The sequence below is a fragment of the Fusobacterium necrogenes genome, assembly GCF_900450765.1.
In the GTDB taxonomy this organism is placed as follows: Bacteria; Fusobacteriota; Fusobacteriia; order Fusobacteriales; family Fusobacteriaceae; genus Fusobacterium_A; species Fusobacterium_A necrogenes.
In genome coordinates this window covers 1,698,914-1,724,084 of record NZ_UGGU01000003.1, presented here as the reverse complement: position 1 = coordinate 1,724,084, position 25,171 = coordinate 1,698,914, and the positions used below count along the sequence as shown (strand labels likewise).

The 25,171-nt window shown below is 31.0% G+C and carries 28 protein-coding genes and 7 tRNA genes; 33 read left to right on the top strand and 2 right to left on the bottom strand.

Going from position 1 to position 25,171, the window contains the following annotated elements; translation table 11 throughout:
• The first annotated feature begins 83 nt into the window (after window positions 1-83).
• From DYA59_RS08240 to DYA59_RS08230, 3 genes are read left to right on the top strand one after another with little or no spacing between them, the layout of a single operon-like run.
• Window positions 84-707 (top strand): OmpW family outer membrane protein, encoded by a 624-nt coding sequence (locus DYA59_RS08240; protein ID WP_115271121.1) that lies wholly within the window; start codon window positions 84-86, stop codon window positions 705-707.
• A 53-nt stretch (window positions 708-760) separates the two neighbouring features.
• Window positions 761-1,399, top strand: coding sequence for an outer membrane beta-barrel protein (locus tag DYA59_RS08235; RefSeq protein ID WP_115271119.1), 639 nt, complete (start codon window positions 761-763; stop codon window positions 1,397-1,399).
• A 47-nt stretch (window positions 1,400-1,446) separates the two neighbouring features.
• Window positions 1,447-1,782, top strand: a complete 336-nt coding sequence (locus tag DYA59_RS08230; protein ID WP_115271117.1) for a hypothetical protein — start codon at window positions 1,447-1,449, stop codon at window positions 1,780-1,782.
• Window positions 1,783-1,844: 62 nt separating this feature from the next.
• On the opposite strand, the gene DYA59_RS08225 is transcribed toward DYA59_RS08230, so the two are convergent.
• Window positions 1,845-3,182, bottom strand: coding sequence for an MATE family efflux transporter (locus DYA59_RS08225; protein WP_115271115.1), 1,338 nt, complete (start codon window positions 3,180-3,182; stop codon window positions 1,845-1,847).
• An 84-nt stretch (window positions 3,183-3,266) separates the two neighbouring features.
• Between DYA59_RS08225 and DYA59_RS08220 the strand changes: the two genes are divergently transcribed.
• On the top strand, window positions 3,267-4,088 hold the full coding sequence (locus DYA59_RS08220) for a MerR family transcriptional regulator (RefSeq protein WP_115271113.1): 822 nt from the start codon (window positions 3,267-3,269) through the stop codon (window positions 4,086-4,088).
• A gap of 46 nt (window positions 4,089-4,134) precedes the next feature.
• On the opposite strand, the gene rpmB is transcribed toward DYA59_RS08220, so the two are convergent.
• A complete protein-coding gene (gene rpmB, locus DYA59_RS08215) occupies window positions 4,135-4,392 on the bottom strand; it encodes a 50S ribosomal protein L28 (RefSeq protein ID WP_115271111.1) in 258 nt (85 codons plus the stop codon).
• Between the two features lie 169 nt (window positions 4,393-4,561).
• On the opposite strand from rpmB, the gene DYA59_RS08210 reads away from it, so the two are divergent.
• The 29 genes from DYA59_RS08210 (at window position 4,562) to rpsS (ending at window position 25,141) form a co-directional block, all read left to right on the top strand.
• Window positions 4,562-6,898, top strand: a complete 2,337-nt coding sequence (locus DYA59_RS08210) for an endonuclease MutS2 (protein WP_115271109.1) — start codon at window positions 4,562-4,564, stop codon at window positions 6,896-6,898.
• Window positions 6,874-7,551, top strand: coding sequence for a 2-C-methyl-D-erythritol 4-phosphate cytidylyltransferase (ispD, locus tag DYA59_RS08205; RefSeq protein ID WP_115271107.1), 678 nt, complete (start codon window positions 6,874-6,876; stop codon window positions 7,549-7,551). Before DYA59_RS08210 ends, ispD begins: the two co-directional genes overlap by 25 nt.
• A 206-nt stretch (window positions 7,552-7,757) precedes the next feature.
• Window positions 7,758-8,588: a nitrilase-related carbon-nitrogen hydrolase gene (locus DYA59_RS08200; RefSeq protein ID WP_115271105.1), complete on the top strand. Its 831-nt coding sequence runs from the start codon at window positions 7,758-7,760 to the stop codon at window positions 8,586-8,588.
• Window positions 8,589-8,598: 10 nt separating this feature from the next.
• Window positions 8,599-9,852 carry a hypothetical protein gene (locus DYA59_RS08195; RefSeq protein ID WP_115271103.1) on the top strand — a complete coding sequence of 418 codons (1,254 nt, stop codon included), beginning with the start codon at window positions 8,599-8,601 and terminating at the stop codon, window positions 9,850-9,852.
• A complete protein-coding gene (gene cysS / locus DYA59_RS08190; RefSeq protein WP_115271101.1) occupies window positions 9,849-11,267 on the top strand; it encodes a cysteine--tRNA ligase in 1,419 nt (472 codons plus the stop codon). The genes DYA59_RS08195 and cysS overlap by 4 nt, the downstream gene beginning before the upstream one ends.
• Window positions 11,255-11,644: a ribonuclease III domain-containing protein gene (locus DYA59_RS08185; RefSeq protein WP_115271099.1), complete on the top strand. Its 390-nt coding sequence runs from the start codon at window positions 11,255-11,257 to the stop codon at window positions 11,642-11,644. Before cysS ends, DYA59_RS08185 begins: the two co-directional genes overlap by 13 nt.
• Window positions 11,634-12,668 (top strand): rod shape-determining protein, encoded by a 1,035-nt coding sequence (mreB, locus tag DYA59_RS08180; protein WP_115271097.1) that lies wholly within the window; start codon window positions 11,634-11,636, stop codon window positions 12,666-12,668. Before DYA59_RS08185 ends, mreB begins: the two co-directional genes overlap by 11 nt.
• Window positions 12,668-13,579, top strand: a complete 912-nt coding sequence (locus tag DYA59_RS08175; RefSeq protein WP_115271095.1) for an ATPase — start codon at window positions 12,668-12,670, stop codon at window positions 13,577-13,579. Before mreB ends, DYA59_RS08175 begins: the two co-directional genes overlap by 1 nt.
• Before the next feature lie 191 nt (window positions 13,580-13,770).
• Window positions 13,771-13,846: transfer RNA gene (locus tag DYA59_RS08170), tRNA-Val, on the top strand.
• 7 nt (window positions 13,847-13,853) lie between these two features.
• A tRNA-Asp gene (locus DYA59_RS08165) sits at window positions 13,854-13,930 on the top strand.
• 5 nt (window positions 13,931-13,935) lie between these two features.
• Window positions 13,936-14,011: transfer RNA gene (locus DYA59_RS08160), tRNA-Phe, on the top strand.
• A gap of 19 nt (window positions 14,012-14,030) precedes the next feature.
• Window positions 14,031-14,105: transfer RNA gene (locus tag DYA59_RS08155), tRNA-Cys, on the top strand.
• Window positions 14,106-14,553: 448 nt separating this feature from the next.
• Window positions 14,554-14,934, top strand: a complete 381-nt coding sequence (locus tag DYA59_RS08150; RefSeq protein WP_115271093.1) for a hypothetical protein — start codon at window positions 14,554-14,556, stop codon at window positions 14,932-14,934.
• Window positions 14,935-14,952: 18 nt separating this feature from the next.
• Window positions 14,953-15,435 carry a TlpA family protein disulfide reductase gene (locus DYA59_RS08145; protein ID WP_115271091.1) on the top strand — a complete coding sequence of 161 codons (483 nt, stop codon included), beginning with the start codon at window positions 14,953-14,955 and terminating at the stop codon, window positions 15,433-15,435.
• A 185-nt stretch (window positions 15,436-15,620) separates the two neighbouring features.
• Window positions 15,621-15,992: a hypothetical protein gene (locus DYA59_RS08140; protein ID WP_115271089.1), complete on the top strand. Its 372-nt coding sequence runs from the start codon at window positions 15,621-15,623 to the stop codon at window positions 15,990-15,992.
• Window positions 15,993-16,194: 202 nt separating this feature from the next.
• A complete protein-coding gene (locus DYA59_RS08135; protein WP_115271087.1) occupies window positions 16,195-17,112 on the top strand; it encodes a dihydrodipicolinate synthase family protein in 918 nt (305 codons plus the stop codon).
• 122 nt (window positions 17,113-17,234) lie between these two features.
• Complete coding sequence (locus DYA59_RS08130) at window positions 17,235-18,206, top strand: gluconeogenesis factor YvcK family protein (protein WP_115271085.1); 972 nt, start codon at window positions 17,235-17,237, stop codon at window positions 18,204-18,206.
• The gene (locus DYA59_RS08125) at window positions 18,199-19,029 is read left to right on the top strand and encodes a radical SAM protein (RefSeq protein WP_115271083.1); all 831 of its coding nucleotides are present in this window, start codon (window positions 18,199-18,201) and stop codon (window positions 19,027-19,029) included. Before DYA59_RS08130 ends, DYA59_RS08125 begins: the two co-directional genes overlap by 8 nt.
• A 174-nt stretch (window positions 19,030-19,203) precedes the next feature.
• Window positions 19,204-19,279: transfer RNA gene (locus DYA59_RS08120), tRNA-Thr, on the top strand.
• A gap of 3 nt (window positions 19,280-19,282) precedes the next feature.
• Window positions 19,283-19,357 (top strand) — tRNA-Glu (locus DYA59_RS08115).
• A gap of 19 nt (window positions 19,358-19,376) precedes the next feature.
• Window positions 19,377-19,461, top strand: a tRNA-Tyr gene (locus DYA59_RS08110).
• A 147-nt stretch (window positions 19,462-19,608) separates the two neighbouring features.
• Entirely contained in the window at window positions 19,609-20,793 is a 1,185-nt protein-coding gene (gene tuf / locus DYA59_RS08105; protein ID WP_115268318.1) for an elongation factor Tu, read from the top strand.
• A gap of 135 nt (window positions 20,794-20,928) precedes the next feature.
• Window positions 20,929-21,696, top strand: a complete 768-nt coding sequence (locus tag DYA59_RS08100; RefSeq protein WP_115271081.1) for a formate/nitrite transporter family protein — start codon at window positions 20,929-20,931, stop codon at window positions 21,694-21,696.
• A gap of 165 nt (window positions 21,697-21,861) precedes the next feature.
• Complete coding sequence (gene rpsJ, locus DYA59_RS08095; protein ID WP_005885865.1) at window positions 21,862-22,173, top strand: 30S ribosomal protein S10; 312 nt, start codon at window positions 21,862-21,864, stop codon at window positions 22,171-22,173.
• 183 nt (window positions 22,174-22,356) lie between these two features.
• The gene (rplC, locus tag DYA59_RS08090; protein ID WP_115271079.1) at window positions 22,357-22,983 is read left to right on the top strand and encodes a 50S ribosomal protein L3; all 627 of its coding nucleotides are present in this window, start codon (window positions 22,357-22,359) and stop codon (window positions 22,981-22,983) included.
• A gap of 30 nt (window positions 22,984-23,013) precedes the next feature.
• Window positions 23,014-23,646 carry a 50S ribosomal protein L4 gene (gene rplD, locus DYA59_RS08085; RefSeq protein WP_115271077.1) on the top strand — a complete coding sequence of 211 codons (633 nt, stop codon included), beginning with the start codon at window positions 23,014-23,016 and terminating at the stop codon, window positions 23,644-23,646.
• A complete protein-coding gene (gene rplW / locus DYA59_RS08080; protein ID WP_115271075.1) occupies window positions 23,646-23,933 on the top strand; it encodes a 50S ribosomal protein L23 in 288 nt (95 codons plus the stop codon). The genes rplD and rplW overlap by 1 nt, the downstream gene beginning before the upstream one ends.
• A 69-nt stretch (window positions 23,934-24,002) precedes the next feature.
• Window positions 24,003-24,833, top strand: a complete 831-nt coding sequence (gene rplB / locus DYA59_RS08075) for a 50S ribosomal protein L2 (protein ID WP_115271073.1) — start codon at window positions 24,003-24,005, stop codon at window positions 24,831-24,833.
• A 29-nt stretch (window positions 24,834-24,862) separates the two neighbouring features.
• Complete coding sequence (rpsS, locus tag DYA59_RS08070) at window positions 24,863-25,141, top strand: 30S ribosomal protein S19 (protein ID WP_115271071.1); 279 nt, start codon at window positions 24,863-24,865, stop codon at window positions 25,139-25,141.
• Window positions 25,142-25,171: the final 30 nt, after the last annotated feature.

Below are 25,171 nucleotides of genomic sequence, written 5' to 3'. Positions count from 1 at the left end.
TATAATACTTTATGATAACTAATAAAGTCTATATATTTGATAAAAGGGGAGGATATTATCAAAAATAGGAGGATTTTTAGTTTATGAAGAAAGTATTATTAGGATTAGCAGTTGTGTCATCGATAGTAATGGCAGGAGATGGAGCAAATCTTTATTTAAAAACAGGATTAGATATTTCAGGAAAATTTGATGAGATAGAAGTGGCATCAGGACAATCTCTCAATAAATCAGAGAGTGATAGATTAGGTTTTGATTTAACAGCTGAGGTAACTAGAGAGTTTTATCCAAATTTAGAGTTAGGGCTTGGATTCTCTTATCAAGATCATGGAAGACCAGAGGCAGGTAAAATAGGAGGAGAGAAATTTCAAAATACAGGATATAAATCATTACCAGCTTATGCAGTAGCTAAATATAATATACCTTTAGAGAGCAATATAAAACCATATTTAAAAACTGATTTAGGATACTCTTTTAACTTTGATGAAAAGGATTTAAAGGTAGAAAATGAGAAAATAAAAATGTCAGTAGACAATGGGTTATACTATGGACTAGGGGCAGGAATAGAGTATAATAACTTTGTAGTGGAATTGATGTATAAAGTAAATAGAGCAAAGGTTCAGCATGAATATAATGGTGCGAAATCCTCTAAATTTGATTATGAGTATTCAAGAACAACATTATCATTTGGATATAGATTTGACATCTAATAAAATCTAGACTATAATCTGCATAATTATTCGGGATATATGGAGGTTTTTATATGAAAAAAATATTATTTGGATTAGTAGTTTTATCTTCGATAGCAATGGCAGACGAGAGAACGAACCTTTATTTTAAAACAGGAGTAGATATCTCAAGCGAGTTTAAAAATGATTATATTAGAGGCGAGGTATCAAATCGTTCTGCTGATGGAGATGGAGGATTTGAGTTTGCTATTGAAGGAACAAAAGAGTTTTATCCAAATTTGGAGTTAGGATTAGGAATAGCACTACAGGACCATGGAGATCCAGATAAAATAAATTTAAGTTATAATCAAAAATTTCAGATAATAAAAAATACGGGGTATAAGTCTCTACCATTGTATGCAGTAGCTAAGTACAATATACCACTTGGAACTAATGTAAAACCATATTTAAAGGCTGATTTAGGTTATGCCTATAACTTTGGAGAAAAAGATGCTATAGAGACATGGGATGGACCAATAGCAAAAACGTCAGTAGATAATGGGTTATACTATGGGCTAGGTGCTGGAATAGAGTATAATAACTTTTTATTTGAAGTTATGTATAAAGTAAATAAAGCAGATGTAAATTACTCATTTAATGATGGAGAAAAATTAAGGAAAAGTTATGACTATTCAAGAACGACTTTATCAATAGGGTATAAATTTAATTTTTAAGATAAGAGGTTTCAATGCCTCTTTTTTAACTAAAGAGGTGGTTTCAAATGAAAAAGATATTAGGAATTTTGACTTTGGGAGCAATATTATTAGGATGTAATAATCAAAAAGTCAAAGAGTATCAAGGAGTATATACCTATGGACACGAGGTAAGAATATTCCAAGATACTAAGAGTAATCAAGGGTATTGGTTATATAGTGATGATGATACACTTGAAAGTCTAAATAGAAAATTGAGAGAAGAGATTGAGACAAAGGGAGCTGTTTATCCTGAAGTAAAATTAATAATAAAGGGAATAGATGAAGGAAAGGCAACAAACGGATTGGCTGAACCTAATGATAGAAAAATGAAAGTTATTGAGTATAGGATAATAGATAAGTAAAATGATGAAGGGGATTGATATAAATTGCTATAACAGTCCCCTTCTGTATTTTAATAAGAAAATTATATATTTTTTTGTTTAAAATTTCTTAAAAGTTTTTTTAGTAAAAGTATTGAGATAATTCCTGTCAGCATTGAAGTAATAGATGAGTTCAACCAAAGACCTGTAAGTTTTAAATTCCATAAAATAGGAATAGAGATTATTGGAAAGATAAAGCTCACACACAGTGAAATAATAGTTGCAAAACTAAATTTTCCAATGGCTGACATAAAACTTTGTATAGCAAAAGAGAACCATCTAGTGAGATATGTTGTAGCGTAGATTATAAGGGCAGGTATAGCCATTATAAAGGTTTCATCTTTTTTTACAATAAATAGGGAAGCGATCTCATCAGTTAAGAAAAAGAGAATAAAACTTGTAACTATGGAAGCTATAGCACTAGCAATTAAACAATATTTTTCTATCTCTTTAAGACGAGAGTAATTTTTAGCTCCCCAGTTATATCCAAGTGCTGGCTGTAAGGCGTCACACATACCATAGAGAATAGGCAGGATAAAAGCATCAATAGACATCAATATCCCATAGACACTAACAGCTGAAATTCCACCTAGATAGAGTAATAAGTAATTAAATAAAATATTAGTGATACGGCTAGCTACATTATTTAAAAATGTGGGCATTCCATTTATAAATATTGATTTTAAAAGTTCTAACTCAATTTTAAATTTACAAAACTTTAAGCTACTATCTTTATAAAAAAATTGAGAAAAGGCTATAAGTGTACATATAAAAAATGCTATACAGTTAGCAAGGGCAGCACCTATTAATTCAAAATTTAAGAAATATAGGAATAAAATCTCAAGAGAGATACATAAAAATGACATTAAAATATTTAAAAACATACTAAATTTTATTTTTCCACAAATTCTTAAATAGTTATCAACTGCAAAAGTGATAGTAGTAAGTGGAGAAAATAAAGCATATACTCTCAAATATTTTATAGATTGTCTAGCAAGCTCTCCAGTAGCTCCTAAAGAGTATAAAATAGTAGGAGCAAGGAGAAATAATAATATACCTAAGATAGTACTAGATATAAGTATAGTAAAACAAGAGAGTGAAAAAATTTTAGATGCTTTTTCAAACTTTTTTTCTCCTAATAAAATTGCAATATTTACTGAGGAACCTAATCCTATTAAATCAGCAAAACCAAAGTTTAAAACAACTATTGGAATAGTGAGATTAAAAGCAGCAAATGCAGTTTCTCCTAGAAGTCTACTGATAATAACTCCATCAAAAAATAGATATATAGCTGAAGCAAGCATTCCAATAGAACCTGGTATGGCAGCTTTAAAAAATAGTTTTAAAGGTGGTGTTTTTTCAAACAAAGTTATATTTTCCATAAAAACTCCTTAAATCTTTGATTTATTTCCAGAAATAGTATAAACTATAGAGTAACTCCATAGTCAAGAGAAAAGGTGGGATTTATGAATAGAAGAGATAAAAAGTTATATACAACAGGAGAATTTGCTAAAAAATTTAATATCAAGAAAGATACTCTTTTTTATTATGATAAGATAGGACTATTTCAACCAATAGAGGTAGATGCAAAGGGTTATAGATATTATAGCTCAACTCAAATTCCTATTTTAGCTACAATTTTAGCATTTAGAGAGATGAATATTTCAATAAGTAAATTGCAGGAATATTTTGCAACACCATCAGTACTTAAGCTATTAGAATTAGTAGATGAGCAGATAGTAGGAATAGATAGAGAGATAGAGAGATTAGGAAATATAAAAAGGAGATTTGAAAGTATAAAGGAAAATCTTCTTGAAGGAGAGAGTGTTGAGTTTGAAAAACTTTATATAAAAAAAGAGAAGAGCAGAAAATATATCTATAGTAATTTGACAGATAAAGATTTAGAAATCTCCTTAGAAGAGTGGTTAGAGATGTACAATGAATTTATGTTGAAGTTAAATAAGATAGATGTGATAAGTATAGGTTCTGTAATATCTGTAGAAGATTTAAAGAAGAGAAACTTCGGAAGAGTATGTTGTTTATTTATAGAGGATAGAAAAGATGAAAAAGAGTTAGAGGAAAAAACTTATGCAGTATATTATTATAAAGGTGGAGTAGATGAGATAGATAGAATATATAATGATATATTGGATAAAATAGAAAAAGAAAATTATATTATATTAGGAGATGCATATGAAGAGTATCTCATAACAGAATTAGAGGGATTACCAGAAAATATAAATGTAGTTAAGATAAAAATAGAGATTGGAAGAAGGTACAAAAAATAAAAAAAGACATGCTTTTAATTAAGCTGTCTTTTTTATTGACTAAAAACTATTTTGCCATAGCTTTTTGAAGTCTTGTACTTAAAGTTGTTTCGTTAGCTTTTAAAAATTTCATAACTTCTACATCATTAAGACCTTTTAAAGTTTTTAAAGTTCTAGAACAAACTTTTACTTTAATAGGAGCTCCATTTACATTGATAGTAGTTACTTGTAAGTTAGGTTTCCAAACTCTTCTAGTTAATCTGTGTGAATGAGAAATTTGGTTTCCACTGATTAGTCCTACTCCTGTAATTTCACATCTTTGCATTCTGTTTCTCTCCTTTCTTAAAATAATTTATATACACAATGCATATAATTGTATCATTAAATCGAGGAAATTTCAAGTTTTTTTTAAATTTTCTTGAATAAAGTTAAGAAAATTAGAGATTTATGCTATAATAAGAGGTGAATGAAATAATAAATTAGGGAGTAAAAAAATGAATACACATAGTTATAAAGTATTAGAGTTTGATAAATTAAGAGAGGAATTATCTGCTTATAGCGTGATTGAGGAAAATCATTATAAAATAATGAATTTATCTCCATTAAAAGATTTTAGTTCACTTAATAGAGAGCTAGATATTTTAAAAGATTTTACAGACTTTATAAAATATGATGGTGGATTTGAAACTGCTGGGATGAAAGATATCTGTAAAATGACAGAGAAATCACAACTTATAGGAGCATATCTTGATGTAGAGGATTTATGGGATATAAACTTTAATTTAAGAATTTTTAGACTTTTTAAAACTAGATTAGAGGATTTAGGAAAATATAGAGATTTAAAAGATAGATATCATGATGTACCTGTAATGAGAGGAATAGAGGATATTATCAATAAAGCAATAGATAATAATAAAGAAATAAAAGATGATGCCTCTTTAGATTTAAGGGATCTAAGAATACATAAAAAAACTCTTTCAATAAATATAAAAAGAAAATTTGATGAGTTATTTGATGAGCCAAGTTTAGCCAAAGCTTTTCAAGAGAGAATAATAACAGAGAGAGATGGAAGAAGTGTAGTTCCTGTAAAAGCTGACTTTAAAGGGCTTATAAAAGGTATAGAGCATGATAGATCTTCTAGTGGTCAAACCGTATTTATAGAGCCTCTTTCAATAGTAGCTCTAAACAATAAGATGAGAGAGCTAGAGTTAAAAGAAAAAGAGGAGATAAGAAAAATTCTACTTAGAATAACTGAGCATGTGAGAAATAATAGAGAGGATATAGATGCAGTAGGAGAAGCAATACTATCTCTTGATATTTTAAATGCTAGAGCTGTATATGGAATAGAAAAAAATTGTGTAATACCTAATATAAATAATAAAGAGATGTTGAGCTTAGTAGATGCAAGACACCCATTTATACCAGCTGATAAGATAGTTCCACTGACATTTGAGATAGGAAAAGATTACAATACTCTACTTATCACAGGACCAAATACAGGGGGAAAAACAGTAGCACTTAAAACAGCTGGACTTCTAACTCTTATGGCTCTATCAGGAATACCTATCCCAGCTCATGAGCATACAAGCATAGGGTTCTTTACAGGAGTATATGCAGATATTGGAGATGAGCAAAGTATAGAACAATCTCTATCCTCATTCTCTGCACACTTAAAAAATGTACAGGAGATTTTAGAAAGTGTAAATAAAAGCTCTTTAGTATTACTAGATGAGTTAGGATCAGGAACTGACCCAATAGAAGGTTCAGCTTTTGCTATGGCTGTTATAGATTATTTAAGAGATAGAAAGTGTAAATCTTTTATCACAACTCACTATAGTGAGGTAAAGGCTCATGGATATAATGAAGAGGGAATAGAGACAGCTTCTATGGAGTTTGATGTAAATACTCTATCTCCTACTTATAGATTATTGATAGGAATACCCGGAGAGAGTAATGCTCTTACAATAGCTAAAAGGCTTGGAGTATCTGATGAGGTAATAGAGAAAGCTAAGAGCTATATAGGTGATGATAATAAAAAAATAGAAAAGATGATAGCTAATATAAAAGAGAAAGCTGATGAGCTAGAGGCTATGAAACAACAAGTTGAGTTTTTAAAAGCTGCAGCTCAAAGGGATAGAGATGAGTATGCTGAAAAATTAAGAGTATTGGAAAAGGAGAAAAATGAGATACTAAAAGAGGCATATGAAAAAGCTGATAAGATGATGAAAGAGATGCAAGCTAAAGCAGTAGCTCTTGTTGAGAAGATTCAAAAGGAAGAGAATAAGAAAGAGGATGTTAAGAATGTGCAAAAAAGTCTTAATATGCTTAGATCGGCTCTTCAAGATGATAGAAATAAAAATGTTGAGGAAAAACCAAAGATTGCTAGAAAAGTTGATTATAAAGTTGGAGATAAGGTATTTGTAAATAGCTTAAATCAATTTGCTAATGTTTTAAAAATCAATGGTGGAAAAGAGACAGTTCAAGTTCAAGCAGGTATCTTAAAATTAGAGGTATCTATGGATGATGTAAAAGTTGTAAAGGAAAAGGCTAAGAAAGAGTATAATACTTTTTCACACACTAAGACTTCAGTAAGAAATGAGATAGATTTAAGAGGTAAGATGGTAGATGAGGCTGTATATGAGCTTGAGACTTATTTAGATAGAGCTGTTATGAACTCATATACTGAGGTATATATAATTCATGGTAAGGGAACAGGAGCTCTAAGAGAGGGAATATTAAACTACTTGAAAAAATGTAGATATGTAAAAGAGTACAGATTAGGAGGACATGGAGAGGGAGGACTAGGATGTACAGTAGTAACTTTAAAGTAACTATGATAGTTGCAGCTGCAGGAGTAGGAAAGAGAATGGGACTAGGTTACCCTAAACAATTTTTCGAGTATAAAGGAAAGCCACTTTTTATAATGCCATTGGAAGTAGCACAAAATTCTAAGATAGTAGATGAGATAGTAGTAGTTACTAATAAAGAGAATGTATCTTTAGTAGAAAATTATTGTAATCAATATGGATTATCTAAGATAGTGAAAGTAATAGAGGGTGGAAAAGAGAGACAAAACTCTATATACAATGCACTAAAATATGATAATAACAGTGATATAATTTTAGTTCAAGATGGAGTAAGACCATTTTTAAAAGAGAAGTATATAGAGGAGTGTTGTAGAGTAGTAGTAGAAGAGAGGTTAGGAGCAGTAGTAGGAGTACAGGTAAAGGATACTATCAAAGTAATAAATGAAAGTTTTGAAGTGGTATCTACTCCTAAAAGAGCTGATCTAGTAGCAGTACATACACCTCAAGCCTTTGAAGGAAAATTATTAAAAGAAGCTTATGAGATAGCTGAAAGAGAAAACTTTTTAGGAACTGATGACTCATCTCTAGTGGAGAGAATAGGTGGAAAGGTTAAAATAGTTCTTGGAGATTATGACAATATTAAGATTACTACTCAAGAGGACTTAAAATTTTTATAGGAACAATTTATAGTTTGAGTATATTAAGGAAATTTAGAAATGACGGCGATTAAGTTAGAATATAAGAGGAACACAGCGAAATCGAACGCTAAAAAATGCAACTGTTTGAGGCAAAGCCGAGTTTTGCATTTTTAGTGAGATGAGCATAGTTACTCAATATTCTAACTTACAGAGGAATTTCTAATTTCCTTGGATAAGGAGTGAACATGAAAGTATATATAGGGCAGATAAAACCAACACTAGGAAATGTAGAGAAAAATTTAAATATGATGCTAGAAGTAATTGATAAAGCCATAGCAGAAAAAAATGATATAGTAGTATTTCCAGAGTTATCACTTACAGGATACTCATTAGATGATATAGTTTTTGATGTAGCTATAAAAGAAGTACCAAGTGTATTACTAGAAAAGAGCAAGGAGATAAGTATAATATTTGGAGCAGTAGAGTTAGGAGAAGAGGAATATCCATACAATACAGCTTACTATTTAGAAGATGGAAAAGTAGCACACAAGCATAGAAAAGTATATCTTCCTACTTATGGAGCTTATCAAGAGGGTAGGAACTTTATGGCAGGAAATAAGGTAAGAGCCTTTGATACAAAATTTGGAAGATTAGGAATATTAATTTGTGAAGATGTATGGCACCAATCAACTCAATATATTTTAGCCCAAGATGGAGCAAAGTATGTTTTTATATTATTTAATTCTCCTGCAGTAGTTGGAAAGAAAAAAGAGGAGTTATCTGAGGGATGGAAAACAATAGTTAAAACTAACTCTTTACTTAATGGAGTATATTCTGTAGCAGTAAATAGAGCTGGAGTGGAAGATGGTGTTACTTTCTTTGGAAACTCATTTGTAGTAGCACCAAATGGTGAGATAGTAGTAGAGGGCGAGTACTTAAAAGAGGATTTTTTTACTTGTGAGTTAAAAGAGGAAGAGGTAAGAAGAGCTAGATTTAAAGCTCCGATGTTTAAAACGGAAAATCTAAATCTTACAAAAAAAGAGATAAAAAGAATAGAAAATAAAAGATTCCAATAGGTGATAGTTTATGAAAAAGATAGTAGGATTTATAGCAGTTGTAGTACTAATTTTAGGAATATTTTTGGGGTATAAAGTAGTATACAAGGCATCTCCTAGGGATTTTATAACTAAAGAAACTAAAATAATATATGCAAATGAGGGAATAAGTAGTAAGAATTTTACTCTTTTATTGGAATTATTTGATAAGGAGAAAGTAAGTGGTTTGAATTCTGAAATCTCAAACTTGAAATATATTTCTAAATTTTATGTTTTTTCTGACAAAGAGTTCTATGCAATAAATGAAAAATCTTTTACAGTTGTCGTGGATACAGGATATTGGTATTTTTTTCTTTTAAAAAATCTAGGAAGATACTTTGAATTGAAAGATGATTTATATGTTTTAAAAAGAGAGTACAAAGATAAGTATCTACCTAAATTAAAGACAGATTTATTTATGAAAAACTATAAGGGGTTGTTTATATTTTCCCTTGGTGAGAAAAATCTAAAAGATTTTATGGTAAAAGATAAAAAATATTTATATAATAAAGAAATAGAAGAGAGATTAGATTTACAAAGAGATAATTTATTAGGAACATTTATATATAATAATACAGAAGTTGAGTTTTATGGACTGGATTATTTGATTAATAGTGTGGATATAAAGGATGGAAAATTAATATCAGATATTGAATTAGTTTTAGATAAAGAAAAGAACGAAATTTTTAAAAATAATAAGAATGAAAGGGAATTATTAAAATATTTTGGAAAAAATAATATATATTTTTCAGTAAATGATTTTTCAAAATTGGATAAATTATTATTTAATCCTTTTGTTACAGGGGTTAATATAGATATTAAGTCAATTTTAATACTTTGGAAAAATTTGCTTGGAATAGATATTGAAAAAATTTTGAAAGAGATAGATGGAGAGGTACTTTATAGAGTTGATGAGAATTCATTTATGATAAAAATAAAGGATGAGGCGCCGGAGATAGAAAAAGTATTGAAAATGCTAGGAGATGAAAATTCAGCTTTTTATATAGGAAGAAAAATAGAAAAAAAAGATGGAATAGTGATTATAGGTGATAGTAAATTTGACGAAAGGACAAAAGTTGTAGCTTTGAGTGATGAGACTTTTGTTTATGGAAAGCTAGAATCTTTTGAATTTATGGGATTTGAAGGAGTAGAAGCGACAATACATGGAGAGGATCAAAATGTAAAGATAAAGCTTATAATTCCAGTGGAAGAGTTTAAAAAGATGGTGATTAGGAGGCAGATATGATAAAAATATATAACACTTTTACTAGAAAGTTAGAAGAGTTTAAACCTATAAAAGATGGAGAGGTATCAATGTATGTATGTGGTCCTACTGTGTACAACTATATACATATAGGAAATGCTAGACCAGCAATATTTTTTGATACTGTAAGAAGATATTTTGAATTTAGAGGATATAGGGTAAACTATGTTTCAAACTTTACAGATGTAGATGATAAGATAATTAAAAGAGCAAATGAAGAGGGGATAAGTTGTGAAGAGGTAGCTGAAAAATATATTAAAGCTTACTTTGAAGATACAGCTAAGGTAAATTTAAAAGAAGAGGGAATGACTAGACCTAAGGCTACTGAGCATATAGGTGGAATGATAAAGATAATTAAATCTCTGATAGAAAAAGGGCATGCCTATGAGTCGCAAGGAGATGTATATTTTGATGTAGAATCATACAAAGATGAGTATTTAGGATTATCTCATCAAAATCTTGAAGATTTAAGAAGTGGAGCAAGAATAGAGATAAGTGAAATAAAAAAATCTCCGCTAGATTTTGCTCTATGGAAAAAGGCTAAAGAGGGAGAACCAAGCTGGGACTCTCCTTGGGGACAAGGCAGACCAGGTTGGCATATAGAGTGTTCAGCTATGTCTCATAAATATTTAGGAGATACATTTGATATTCATGGAGGAGGACAAGACTTAATATTCCCACATCATGAAAATGAGATAGCACAATCTAAATGTGGTTGTGGTGGAGATTATGCAAGATATTGGATGCACAATGGATATATCAATGTAAATGGAGAAAAAATGTCTAAATCTCTTGGAAATTTCTTCCTACTTAGAGATGTATTAGAGCACTATGATGGTAGAGTTGTAAGACTGTTTGTGCTTAGCTCTCACTATAGAAAGCCAATAGATTTTTCAGATGCAGAACTTACTCAAGCTAAAACTTCTCTTGAAAGGATAGAGAATGCTATAATGAGAGGAAAAGAAGCAGTAGTAGATGTAAAAGCTGATGGAAGCTCTTGTATGGAATTAAAGGAGCAATTAGCTGTAGCAAAAGAGAAATTTATAGCTGCTATGGATGAGGACTTCAATACTTCGATGGGACTTGGAGCTATATTTGAATTGGTAAAAGAGCTAAATAAAGCTGTGGATACTCCTATCAATGCAGAGGGAGCAGAGATAGTAAAAGAGACTGTTGAGTATATTATAAATGTTATGGAAGAGGCTTTAGGAGTGAAATTAAAGCTTGAAACAGTTGTAGGAAATATGACTTCTGAACTTATAGAGTTTATACTTGAACTTAGAAGAGAAGCGAGAAATGAAAAGAATTGGGCTATGTCAGATAAGATAAGAGATAGATTAGCTGAAATGGGAATAAAAATAAAAGATGGAAAGGATAAGACTACATGGACAATGTAGATTTAAGAGAAACTAGTGGACTAATATTAGCTTATCTAGGAGATTCAATATGGGAGTTAAACATTAGAAAGTATTGGATATCTAAGGGCTTGAATTTACGAAATCTAAATAAAAAAGTAAAAGATTGTGTAAATGCTAAAAAACAAAGTAAACTGTACAGAGAGCTTTTTCCTAGATTAGATAAAGAATTCCAAATGTTGGGAAATAGGTCGAAGAATGGAAATATAAAGACTTTTCCAAGATCTTGTAATGTACAAGAGTATAGAGAAGCAACAGCTTTTGAAGCTTTAATAGCTGGATTTTATATAAAAAATAGAATGGATTTAATAGAACTAGCAGTAAATTTATGTGTGGAGGAGAAAGAAAATGAAATTTAAATTTCCAAATATTGGGTTTAATAGAAGTTTAGGAATAGATTTGGGAACAGCAAATACTTTAGTGTATAGTAAAAAGCATAGAAGAATAGTTTTAAATGAACCGTCTGTTGTAGCAGTAGAAAGAGAGAGTAGAAAGATATTAGCTGTTGGAAATGAGGCTAAAGAGATGTTGGGAAAAACTCCTGATACAATAGTGGCAGTAAAACCTCTTAGTGAAGGAGTTATAGCTGATTATGATGTAACAGAGGCTATGATAAAATATTTTATTAAAAAAGTTTTTGGCTCATATAATTTTTTTATGCCCGAGATAATGATATGTGTTCCAATAGATGTTACTGGTGTAGAAAAAAGAGCTGTTCTTGAAGCTGCTATTTCTGCCGGAGCTAAAAGAGCATACTTGATAGAAGAAGCAAGAGCTGCAGCTCTTGGATCGGGGATGGATATATCTGTACCTGAGGGAAATATGATAATAGATATTGGTGGAGGATCTACTGACGTAGCAGTTATCTCTCTTGGTGGAACGGTTGTTAGTAAAACTATAAGAACAGCTGGAAATAATTTTGATGCAGACATTGTGAAATATGTAAAAAAGACTCATAATCTTTTAATAGGAGATAAAACAGCTGAAGAAGTAAAGATAAAAATAGGAACAGCATTACCACTAGAAGAGGAAGAGATAATGACTATAAAGGGAAGAGATTTAATAATGGGACTTCCTAAAACTGTAGTAATAACTTCAGAAGAGGTAAGGGAAGCTATACATGATTCTCTAATGGAGATAGTAGAATGTGTAAAATATGTATTAGAACAAACTCCACCAGAACTTGCTTCAGATATAATTGATAAAGGTATGATAATGGCAGGTGGAGGTTCACTTATTAGAAATTTCCCAGAATTGATAGCAAAGCATACAAACCTAACAGTAAAATTGGCTGAAAATCCGTTAGAAAGTGTAGTTAGAGGGGCTGGTCTTGCTTTAGACCAATTAAATGTTTTAAGACAGATAGAGAAGGCAGAGAGATAATGATAAAAGATATAATTTCCAATGAAGAGGTAAAAGAGTTTTTTAAAAATGAATTAAAGCTAGAAAAAGATTCTGGAACTTATCTCTTCTATGGGAGTGATATGAGCTTGCTTATGGAATTTGCTCTACATTTTGCTAAAGGATTGTGTTGTGAAACTTTAGAGGGAGATTTTTGTGGGGAGTGTAATATCTGTAAAAGGATAGAGAAGATGCTTTACAGTGATTTAGAGATACTAGATAATCCTGATGGATTAAAAATTGATGAGATAAGAGAATTAGCTTATAAATCATCTTCAAGTCCTTATGAAGGAAATAAAAAGGTATTTATAATAAAAGATATTAGTAAAATGAGAAAAGAATCTAGTAATGCTCTTTTGAAACTTATAGAAGAGCCAAATAAAGGAAGCTTTTTTATTCTTTTAAATAGTAATTTGAATATTCTTCCAACTATAAAATCCAGGAGTATCCTTGTAAAAATTAAACGAAGAACAGCTGAAGAGTTAGGGGTAGATGATTTCGTGTATTCCTTTTTTAGAGGAAAGAGTGAAGATATTCAAAAATTTAAATTATTGGATATAGATTTAGAAGGAGGTTATTCTTACCGAGAGATAGGAAAGGCTATTAAAGAATATGTAAAGACTCAAGAATTATTATATAGAATAAATATATATAAAGCACTTAGAGATTTTTTGAATAATGTGAATAATTTAAAAATATATGAGAAGATATTTTTTTCTGAAGAGATAGTTAGAGCTACTTCAGATAGGAATCTTTATAAGGAGATAGTCAGTTATTATGTAGAGCTACTAGGTGATTTTTCCGGATTAGAAGAAAGACTTGTTATGAAAAGTATGTTGAGATTTCCTATGAATATGAGGATATTTTTTATAAGTTTATTTCTTGAGTTATAATTGTAACTGAAATGTACTTTAATTCTTGGTTATGGAATTGAAAGTACATTTTTATTTTTGTAAAAAAATTAGAAAAATAAAAAAAAATATATAAAAATAATTAAAATAGAAATATATTAAAATAAATTAGGATAAACCGGATTGATTTATTATATAAAATAGTGTATCATATCTAAGCGCACTGAGAATAAGGTCTCATAGCTCAGTTGGGAGAGCACCTGCCTTACAAGCAGGGGGTCACAGGTTCAAGTCCTGTTGAGACCACCATTGTCTTGGGGGTGTAGCTCAGTTGGTTAGAGCGCATGCCTGTCACGCATGAGGTCGCGAGTTCGACCCTCGTCACTCCCGCCATTTATGCCCAGATAGCTCAGTCGGTAGAGCAGGGGACTGAAAATCCCCGTGTCGGTGGTTCGATTCCGCCTTTGGGCACCACTGACTAACAATTAAATATGGCGACGTCGCCAAGCGGTAAGGCAGAGGTCTGCAAAATCTCCATTCACCAGTTCAAATCTGGTCGTCGCCTCCATTAAAAAATAATAATTTAAAAGTATAATGGACTATAGATAATTTATCTATGGTCTTTTTTTCTTTTCATTAAAAATTATAATTCAAGTTTTAGTGAAGAATAGCAGGGAATATATGTTTTAATGTGTATCTCCTTTTGTATATTTTGTTTGATGTTATCCAAAAAAGACTTGAGTAAAATATTTTTTAATGCTGTTCAACTTTTTTTATATAAATTAGTCATTTTAAAATTAGTAAGTTTTTTAAGTATTAAACATAAAAATAATAAAAATTCTCTTGACACCTATGGAAAAAAAAGATTAAAATTAAAGTAATAACTATTGCGAAAAGTACGTTTTTATATTTAATATATTCTGTTTTTGAACTAAAAATATTTTAAAAAGTGTATTTAATATAATTAGAGAAATAATTTAAAAATAAAACTTTTATATATTGGAGAGTGAAGAATAATGATTAAGAAAACTCTACTATTTATGATATTAAGTATGTCAATTTTTGCTTTAAGAACTAGTGATATAAATATGGATATCAAAGTGAAGGAAGGAGAGAAAGGAAGTAAAACTTTTATACTTGAAAATGCAAAGGAATACCCACTAAGATATAGACTTAGCATAGAAAATGATGTGTATGGAGTGAAAGTAACTCCAAATACACTTTTAATTCCAGCTTTTAGTAGTAAAAGTTTTGAAGTTTTAGTAGATGGAGATACACAAGGAGAAAAAAGTTACTTTTTGATATTGGAAGAGGAAATATTAAATTTAAAGAGTGAAGGGTCAAATGCTAAGATAAAAATGAAGTATAGAATAGAACAAAAGTATGTAGTTGAATAGAAAGTGAGAGAAAAATTTATGAAAAAACTTTTATTTTTGTTAATGTTAGTATACACAATAAGTGTATTTGGAAATTTAGTAACTGCTACAGAATTTCAATTGAAAGATCAATTTCAAAAAGAACATACTTTAGAACAATATAAGGGGAAGAAAGTATATTTAACTTTTTGGACTAGCTGGTGTGGATATTGTAAAAAATCATTAGAAGATTTAAAAGTTCTATATGAGGAAAATGGAGAGAATAAGAAAAATATAATTTTTTTAACTTTTAATGATGAAGAGGAAGCGAAATTAAAGGATGTAATAAAAGAAAAAAATTATAATTTTCCTATAATAAATGATAAGATTATGTTTTATAAATATTACATAGATAGCTATCCAACAACTTACCTTATAAATGAAGAAGGAAAGGTAGTTCAAGTTATAAGCGGTTATATTGAAAAAGAAGAGTTTAAAAAATTAATTAAAGATCAAAATTATAAAGTAGAGATAGAAGAGTGATGAGAAAGGATATATTTCTATAAAGAAATAGAAGTAACAGTGACTGCAGAAGAGAGTCAGCTATAAATTAAATTAGCTTTCTAATAGGTCCTAACTTTTATCTAAAAATATCTTAATATTTTAATCTTTTTTTAATAAAAAAGTGTTAGAATGATATCATAAAGATAAAGTGTGGAGGTAGACAGATGAAAAAGATATTAATGGGATTGTTTTTAATAACATCACTTATAGTAGTAGCAGAAGGACCATATGATTATTTAGAGGATAAATTAGAATTTAAGTATAGTGTTTTAACAGATAATAAAAATAATTCATTGTCAATAGATGGAATTGACATAGGGTCATTTCATGGACGAATATATGTAAATATGGAGATAGAATCATTCTCAGGAGATGGAGGATGGGGAAAATTTGATAAGGGATCATATGACAGAATAGCAAAACAGATAGCGGATGAGATAAGAGGAATGTTAAATACAAAAGATCAGATAGAGATAACATTAATACTAGAAAAAGAGATGGGAAAAGATATGATGTTACATAATGGATTGTATTAGTATAAGTTATAAATATTAAGTTAGAATAGGATTGTTACAATAAATTTTGTAGCAGTCCTTTTTTTATAAAGAAGTTTTTTAAAATATATATTGACAAAATATTCTAATTTTAGTAAAATGTTCTCGTGAACAAGATTTAATATGAAACATTAAAAACGAAAAATTAATATTGGAATATTTGATTGAAAAGGAGTGTTTTTAAATGAGAAATTTAGAGAAATACCATGGAGTAATACCAGCATTCTATGCTTGCTATGACAAAGAAGGAAATATTAGTGTTGAAGGAGTAAAAGCTTTAACTAGATACTTTATTGAAGCAGGAGTTCAAGGAGTATATGTTGGAGGTTCTTCTGGAGAGTGTATTTATCAAGGTAAAGAAGAGAGAAAATTAGTTCTAGAAACTATAATGAAAGAAGCACAAGGAAGATTAACAGTAATAGCTCACGTAGCTTGTAACAACACAGCAGACAGTATGGAATTAGCTGCTCATGCAGAAAGCTTAGGAGTAGACGCAATCGCTGCTATACCACCTATTTATTTCCGTTTACCAGAGCATGCAATAGCTAAATACTGGAACGACATTTCAAGTGCTGCACCTAACACAGATTTCGTAATTTATAACATTCCACAATTAGCAGGAGTTGCTTTAACACCATCTCTATATAAAGAAATGTTAAAAAATCCTAGAGTAATAGGAGTTAAAAACTCTTCTATGCCTATCCAAGATATCCAAACATTCAAAGCTATTGGAGGGAAAGATACGATAGTATTCAATGGTCCAGATGAGCAATTTATCGGAGGATTTATGATAGGAGCAGAGGGAGGAATTGGAGGAACTTATGGTGCAATGCCTAAATTATTCCTTAAAGCTTTAGAGTGCTTCAAAAAAGGAGACTACGAAACAGCTCGTGTAATTCAATATGATGTAAATGACATCATAACAGCTCTATGCTCTTGCAAAGGAAATATGTATGGAGTAATCAAAGCTACTTTAAAAATCAACCACAACATAGAAATCGGAGGGGTTCGTTCTCCACTAGCTAATCTTGTAGAAGAGGATATGCCAAAAGTAGAAGCTGTAGCTAAATTAATAAGAGATACAGAAGGTAAATATCTATAATAAAAATAGAAATAAATTTTAGTCCCTGGAGGAGTCTGGGGACTTTTTTATATACTTGATTTTTTTTATATTTCGAGGGATAATATAAAAAATAGCGTTGAGTAGCATATAGGAGTGATACTATGAATAGAAAACCTAAGGTAGTAGTATTAGGTGGGGGAAGTGGAATATCTGTAGTATTGAGGGGATTGAAATATTTACCAATTGATCTGACAGCTATTGTATCTGTAGCTGATGATGGTGGAAGTAGTGGAGCTTTAAGAAAGGAGTTTGATTCTCCACCACCTGGAGACTTGAGGAATGTACTAATTGCTCTAAGTGATGTAGAACCCATAATAGAAGATGTATTTCAATATAGATTTAAAGAGGAAAGTTCTATAGGGGCACATCCATTGGGAAATCTTCTTATTATGGCTATGAATGAGATAACGGGTAACATTGGAGATGCGGTAGATAGACTTAGAAAGTTATTTAATATAAAAGCAAAAATATTACCAGCAACTTTGGAAAAAGTATTTTTATATGCTGAAACAGAAAGCGGAAAAATAGTAGAAGGAGAATCTAATATACCTTTTTCGAAAGAGAAAATTAAAAGGGTTTTTTATAAAAATGAAAGAAAGGCACCCTTAGAAAATTTAAAAGCTTTAGAAGAAGCAGATTTAGTAGTATTTGGAATAGGGAGTTTATATACGAGTTTAATTCCGAATCTCTTATTAAAAGGAATTAAGGAGAGTTTAAAGAAAACTAAAGGGAAGATTGTATATGTTTGTAATGCAATGCAACAGCCAGGGGAAACAGAAGGGTATGATGCTTTAGACCATGTAGAAGCTATATGTGATGTTATAGGAAATGAGGTAATAGATGAGGTAGTAGTAGATACAAGAGAGATTCCAGAAGAGATATTAGCAAGATATAGAAAACAAAGAAGTGATAGAGTTATCGTGAATAAAGAAGAGCTAAAAGAAAGAGGGATTAAAATTAGGGATAGAGATATATTAGAAATTGATTCAAAAGGGATGGTAAGACATCATCCGTATAAATTAGCAGCAACACTATATTCTTTAATAGATAAATGGGAGGAGTTTTATGTTTAAACATGTATTTGGACCTGTGCCTTCAAGAAGATTAGGAATTTCTTTAGGAGTAGACTTAGTGCTTCCTAAAAGTTGTAATATGAATTGCATATTTTGTGAATGTGGAGCAACAAAAAAATTAACATTAAAAAGAGAAAGGTTTAAAGATCCAGAAGAGATAAAAGAGGAGATAAAAGAAGTTTTAAAAAAAATAAAGCCTGATTATATAACTTTTTCAGGAAGTGGAGAACCAACTTTAAGTAAGGATATAGGAGAGATTATAGATTGGATAAAAGAGCATACAGATGTAAAAGTCTGTGTGATAACTAATGGCTTACTTTTAGATGATTCTGTAGTTGTAAATGAGATAAAAAATGCAGATTTAATAATACCAACTTTGAATAGTGTGGACAATATGATATTTAAAAAAATAAATAGACCTTCTGTATCTAGTGATGTTTTACAAATTATGGCAGGTTTAAAAAACTTAAGTGAAAAGTATTTGGGAGAAATTTATCTTGAAAGTTTTATAATAGAGGGATTAAATGATTCAGATGAGCATACAGAAAAAATGGTGAAGTTTTTAAAAAATATAAAATTTACAAAATTACAATTAAATAGTTTAGATAGAGTGGGAACAGAAAAATGGGTAAAAGCTACTAGCCAAGAGATATTACGTAGAATAAAAGACAAGTATGTAGAGTTAGGAATAGAAAATGTAGAAATAATAAGTGAGATGAAAGAAATAGATGAGAAAATAGATATTGATCAGGAATTAATAAAAAATATGAAAGAAAAAAGAGAATATAAAGAGGAGGAGTTGAAAAAAATTTATAATATTTAAATAAAATCAAAGAGATTGGAAAGACAGAAAAGCTTTAATTCGCTAGGGGATTTAGTGAAAAATTAAAAAATGAAAAAATAAAAAAAAGTTATTGACAGTTTTTTTATTATGTGGTACTATATTATACGTCAGCGGGACATGGAAAAAGAAAATAAGCGTTGATTAAGAAAAGATGCCGCTTTAGCTCATCTGGTAGAGCAACTGACTTGTAATCAGTAGGTGATTGGTTCGACTCCGATAAGCGGCACCAGATGCCCCGTTCGTTCAGTGGTAAGGACATCAGATTTTCACTCTGGAAACAGGGGTTCGATTCCCCTACGGGGTACCACTAAAAAACTCAATAAAACGGTGAGGTTCCCGAGTGGCCAAAGGGATCAGACTGTAAATCTGCCGGCTCTGCCTTCGAAGGTTCGAATCCTTCCCTCACCACCATTTAACAACTACACTGAAGTGCAAGAGCATAATGTGTGGATTTTTTTTTATGAAAATTAAAGTGATATAAGAAATAACTAGAATTTTTTCAAAAATAGTAGTAAAATAAGTTATAGTATTATAAAAATATTTGGAGGTAAAACCAGAATGGCTAAAGAAAAATTCGAAAGAAGCAAACCGCACGTTAACATTGGAACAATCGGACACGTTGACCACGGAAAAACAACAACAACAGCAGCTATATCTAAAGTATTATCAGACTTAGGACTAGCTCAAAGAGTTGACTTCGATAATATCGACGCAGCTCCAGAAGAAAAAGAAAGAGGAATCACAATCAACACAGCTCACATCGAGTACGAAACAGAAAAAAGACACTATGCGCACGTTGACTGTCCAGGACACGCGGACTATGTAAAAAATATGATAACAGGAGCAGCTCAAATGGACGGAGCAATCCTAGTAGTTTCTGCAGCAGATGGACCAATGCCTCAAACAAGAGAGCACATCCTACTATCAAGACAAGTTGGAGTACCATATATCGTAGTATATTTAAATAAAGCTGATATGGTAGACGACGCTGAGTTATTAGAGTTAGTAGAAATGGAAGTAAGAGAGTTATTAAATGAATATGGATTCCCAGGAGATGACGTACCAGTAGTAGCTGGATCATCATTAGGAGCATTAAATGGAGAGCAACAATGGGTTGATAAAATCATCGAATTAATGAATGCAGTAGATGAGTACATTCCAACTCCAGAAAGAGCAGTAGATCAACCATTCTTAATGCCAATCGAAGACGTATTTACAATAACAGGAAGAGGAACAGTAGTAACAGGAAGAGTAGAAAGAGGAATAATCAAAGTAGGAGAAGAAGTAGAGATAGTAGGAATCAAAGACACAGCTAAGACTACAGTAACAGGAGTAGAGATGTTTAGAAAACTACTAGATCAAGGTCAAGCAGGAGATAACATAGGAGCGCTATTAAGAGGAACAAAGAAAGAGGAAGTAGAAAGAGGACAAGTATTGGCAAAACCAGGATCAATAACACCTCATACAAACTTTAGATCAGAGGTATATGTATTAACAAAAGAAGAGGGAGGAAGACATACACCATTCTTCTCAGGATACAGACCACAATTTTATTTTAGAACAACAGATATAACAGGAGCGATAGCGTTACCAGCAGGAGTAGAGATGGTAATGCCAGGAGACAACATAGAGATGACAGTAGAATTAATCCACCCAATTGCAATGGAAACAGGATTGAGATTTGCCATCAGAGAGGGAGGAAGAACAGTAGCTTCAGGAGTAGTTGCTGAAATCCTTAAATAGTAAATGAAAACTTATGAGAGGAAGTGACTTTTGTAGGGGAACTTCCTCTTTTTGTTTGATAATTAAAAATATTATTAAATTTAGTAATTTAAAATACATATTAGGAAGGAAAATTTACTTTGTTAAGGAGATAATATGTATAAAGAAAAAGAGATGGACAAACTGATAGAAAGTGGGAAGGAGAAGATAAAAAGTTTAGAAGAGGATTTTAAAAAATATTTGGTTTCATCAATTTTAGCTGGGTTATTTGTAGGAATTGGAGTAATCTTCAGCTCAAGTATATCTACTTACTTAAAAGGAACAGTTTTAGAAAAAATTGGCTTTGGAGTAGTTTTTCCGATAGCTTTAAGTTTAGTAGTTATACTGAAAGTGGAGTTATTTACAAGTGGGAATTTTGTATTATGTGTTAGCTATATAAAGAAGGAAATTAGGTTAGAAAAAGTTCTAAAAGCTCTTGTGACATGTTATCTAGGAAATTGGATAGGAGCTATACTGCTAACCTTTCTATTTATAGGTACAGGAAGTTTAGATAAAAGTGTAGGAGAATATATTATGAATCTTGCATTTTCAAAAGTAAATTATTCTTGGATAGAACTTTTGTTTAAAGGAATTTTATGTAATATTTTAGTTTGTCTAGCAAGTTGGACAACTTATAAATTAAACTCAGAAAGTGCAAAGTTAATAATGATATTTTGGTGTCTTTTTGCTATGGTTATATGTGGATTCGAGCACAGTATTGCCAATATGACAACATTGACATTTGGATTATTAAAAGGGAGTTTTTTTGAATTTGGAATAACTGGGTATTTTTATAATCTATTTTGGGTAACGCTAGGAAATATATTAGGTGGAGCAATATTTGTTGCTATTCCATATTATTTTATGCATAGAAATGAAAAATAGCGTTGTAAATAGATATAAAATTTTAAATAGGTATAAAGTTAAAAAACTCATGAAAAATTTTAAAAAAAGCTTTTCTTTTTTGGGAAAGTGTGATATACTCTTTAGAGTGTATAAGGATATTTGAAAATCCTTAAAGATAATTTTCAAGGAGGTGTAAAGTAATAAATGGCTTCTAACAAATTAAGAATCTACTTAAAAGCTTATGATCACACTTTATTAGATCAATCAGCTAAAAAAATAGCGGAAGTTGCTAAAAAGTCTGGAGCGGAAATCGCAGGACCTATGCCATTACCTACTAAAATTAGAAAGTACACTGTATTAAGATCAGTGCATGTAAACAAGGATTCAAGAGAACAATTTGAAATGAGAGTACACAGAAGAATGGTTGAGATCAACAATTCTACACAAAAGACAATAGCTTCGTTAACAGCAGTTAACTTACCAGCTGGTGTTGGAATAGAAATCAAACAAATCTAATAGTTGATTTTTAGAAAACATTGTAAGGTTATATTTCGAGTAATTTGATTTGTTTGATAAGAAGATTATCGGAATAAAAAAATTTCCTTACAGAATAATACAAGTTGGCGTTTTTTTAAAGCAAAGTGGTAGAACCACGAGGTCGAGTTGTCAACCAATATATTATTTGATGGAGGTAGAAATATGTCAGGAATTTTAGCTAAAAAAATTGGAATGACTCAAATTTTTGAAGATGGAAAATTCATTCCAGTGACAGTTGTTGAAGCTGGTCCTAACTTCGTACTACAAAAGAAAACTGTAGAAAACGATGGATATACAGCTCTACAATTAGGATTTGATGAGAAAAAAGAGAAAAACACTACTAAACCAGTAATGGGAATCTTCAAGAAAGCGGGAGTAAACCCTCAAAGATTTATAAAAGAGTTAAAAGTTGACTCAGTTGAAGGTTATGAATTAGGGCAAGAGATCAAAGTTGATGTGCTAGCTGGAGTAGAGTTCGTAGATATTACAGGAACTTCAAAAGGTAAAGGAACATCAGGAGTTATGAAAAGACATGGATTTGGTGGAAATAGAGCTTCTCACGGGGTATCTAGAAATCACAGATTAGGTGGATCTATCGGAATGTCAACTTGGCCTGGAAAAGTATTAAAAGGAAAAAGAATGGCTGGACAATATGGAAACGAAACTGTTACAGTTCAAAACTTAAAAGTAGTTAGAGTTGATGCAGAAAACAATCTATTACTAATAAAAGGTGCTGTACCTGGATCAAAAAATAGTTACATAGTTGTTAAACCAGCTATAAAAAAATAATTCATTAGTAGATGTGGAAGGAGGAAAACAATGGCAGTTTTAAACATATATGACTTGACAGGAACTCAAACTGGAACTGTAGAAGTTAAAGATACAGTGTTTGGGATTGAGCCTAATCAAGCAGTACTTCATGAAGTACTAACTGCAGAATTAGCAGCTGCTAGACAAGGAACTGCAGCTACTAAGACCAGAGCAATGGTTAGAGGAGGAGGAAGAAAGCCTTTTAAACAAAAAGGAACTGGTAGAGCAAGACAAGGAAGTATAAGAGCTCCTCACATGGTTGGAGGGGGAGTAACATTCGGACCTCAACCAAGATCATATGAGAAAAAAGTGAATAAAAAAGTAAGAAATTTAGCATTGAGATCAGCTTTATCAGCTAAAGTTGCTAGTGGAGACATTTTAGTTTTAGATGGAACTATTGAAACTCCAAAAACAAAAACAATAGTTGCTTTAACAAATGCAGTAAATGCAACTAACAAGCAATTATTTGTAGTAAATGATTTAGCAGATATAAAAGATTACAACTTATATTTATCAGTAAGAAATCTAGAGAATGCAGTTGTATTACAGCCAAATGAAATAGGAGTTTATTGGTTATTAAAACAAGAGAAAGTAATTCTTACTAAAGAAGCACTAACTACAATAGAGGAGGTGCTTGGATAATGACAGCTTATGATATCATCAAAAAACCTGTTATCACTGAAAAAAGTGAAATGTTAAGAAGAGAGTATAACAAATATACTTTTGAAGTTAGTCCAAAAGCTAACAAAATTCAAATAAGAAAAGCTGTAGAGGAAATATTTAATGTAAAAGTTGAATCTGTATCTACTTTAAACTCTAAACCAGTTGTAAAAAGACATGGAATGAAACTTTATAAAACTCAAGCTAAAAAGAAGGCTATCGTTAAGTTAGCACAAGGAAGTACAATAACTTACTTTAAAGAAGTATAATTAATATATAACGGCTAAAGATATATATAGGTCTAAAGAATAAGGAATTTTTTCGGAGGTTAAGCAAAAATGGCTATTAGAAAAATGAAACCTATTACTAACGGACAAAGAGGAATGTCTAGATTAGTTAATACGGATTTAGATAGTGTAAGACCTGAAAAGTCTTTAACTGTACCTTTAAAATCTGCATATGGTAGAGACAACTATGGACACAGAACATGTAGAGATAGACAAAAAGGACACAAAAGACTTTACAGAATTATCGATTTCAAGAGAAATAAATTAGATATACCTGCTAGAGTAGAATCTATCGAGTATGATCCAAACAGAACAGCTAATATAGCTCTTTTATTCTATGTAGATGGAGAAAAAAGATATATACTAGCTCCTAAAGGGTTAAAAAAAGGTGACATGGTTATGGCAGGATCTCAAGCTGAGATTAAACCAGGAAACGCACTTAAAATAAAAGATATGCCAGTAGGGGTTCAAATTCATAATATTGAACTACAAAGAGGAAAGGGAGGACAATTAGTTAGATCTGCAGGAACTGCAGCAAGACTAGTTGCAAAAGAAGGAACTTACTGTCACGTAGAGTTACCATCTGGAGAATTAAGATTAATTCACGGTGAGTGTATGGCTACTATTGGTGAAGTAGGAAACTCAGAGCACAGCTTAGTACAGATCGGTAAAGCTGGAAGAAATAGACATATGGGTAGAAGACCTCACGTAAGAGGATCTGTAATGAACCCAGTTGATCACCCTCATGGAGGAGGAGAAGGAAAGAATCCTGTAGGTAGAAAAGCTCCTTTAACACCTTGGGGAAAACCTGCTTTAGGTGTTAAAACTAGAGGTAAGAAAACTACAGATAAGTTTATCGTAAGAAGAAGAAACGATAAGTAATTCTAAATTCGAGAGGAGGCTAATAAGGAATGGCTAGATCATTAAAAAAAGGACCTTTCTGTGACCACCACTTAATGAAAAAAGTTGAAGATGCAGTGGCTTCTGGAAACTTAAAAGCAGTTATTAAGACTTGGTCAAGAAGATCAACAATATTCCCTAACTTCATTGGATTAACTTTTGGTGTATATAATGGGAAAAAACACATTCCTGTTCATGTAACTGAGCAAATGGTTGGACATAAATTAGGTGAGTTTGCTCCAACTAGAACTTACTATGGACATGGAGTAGATAAAAAGAAGAAAAAATAATTTAAGTATATATTTGAGAAGGTAAAGAGG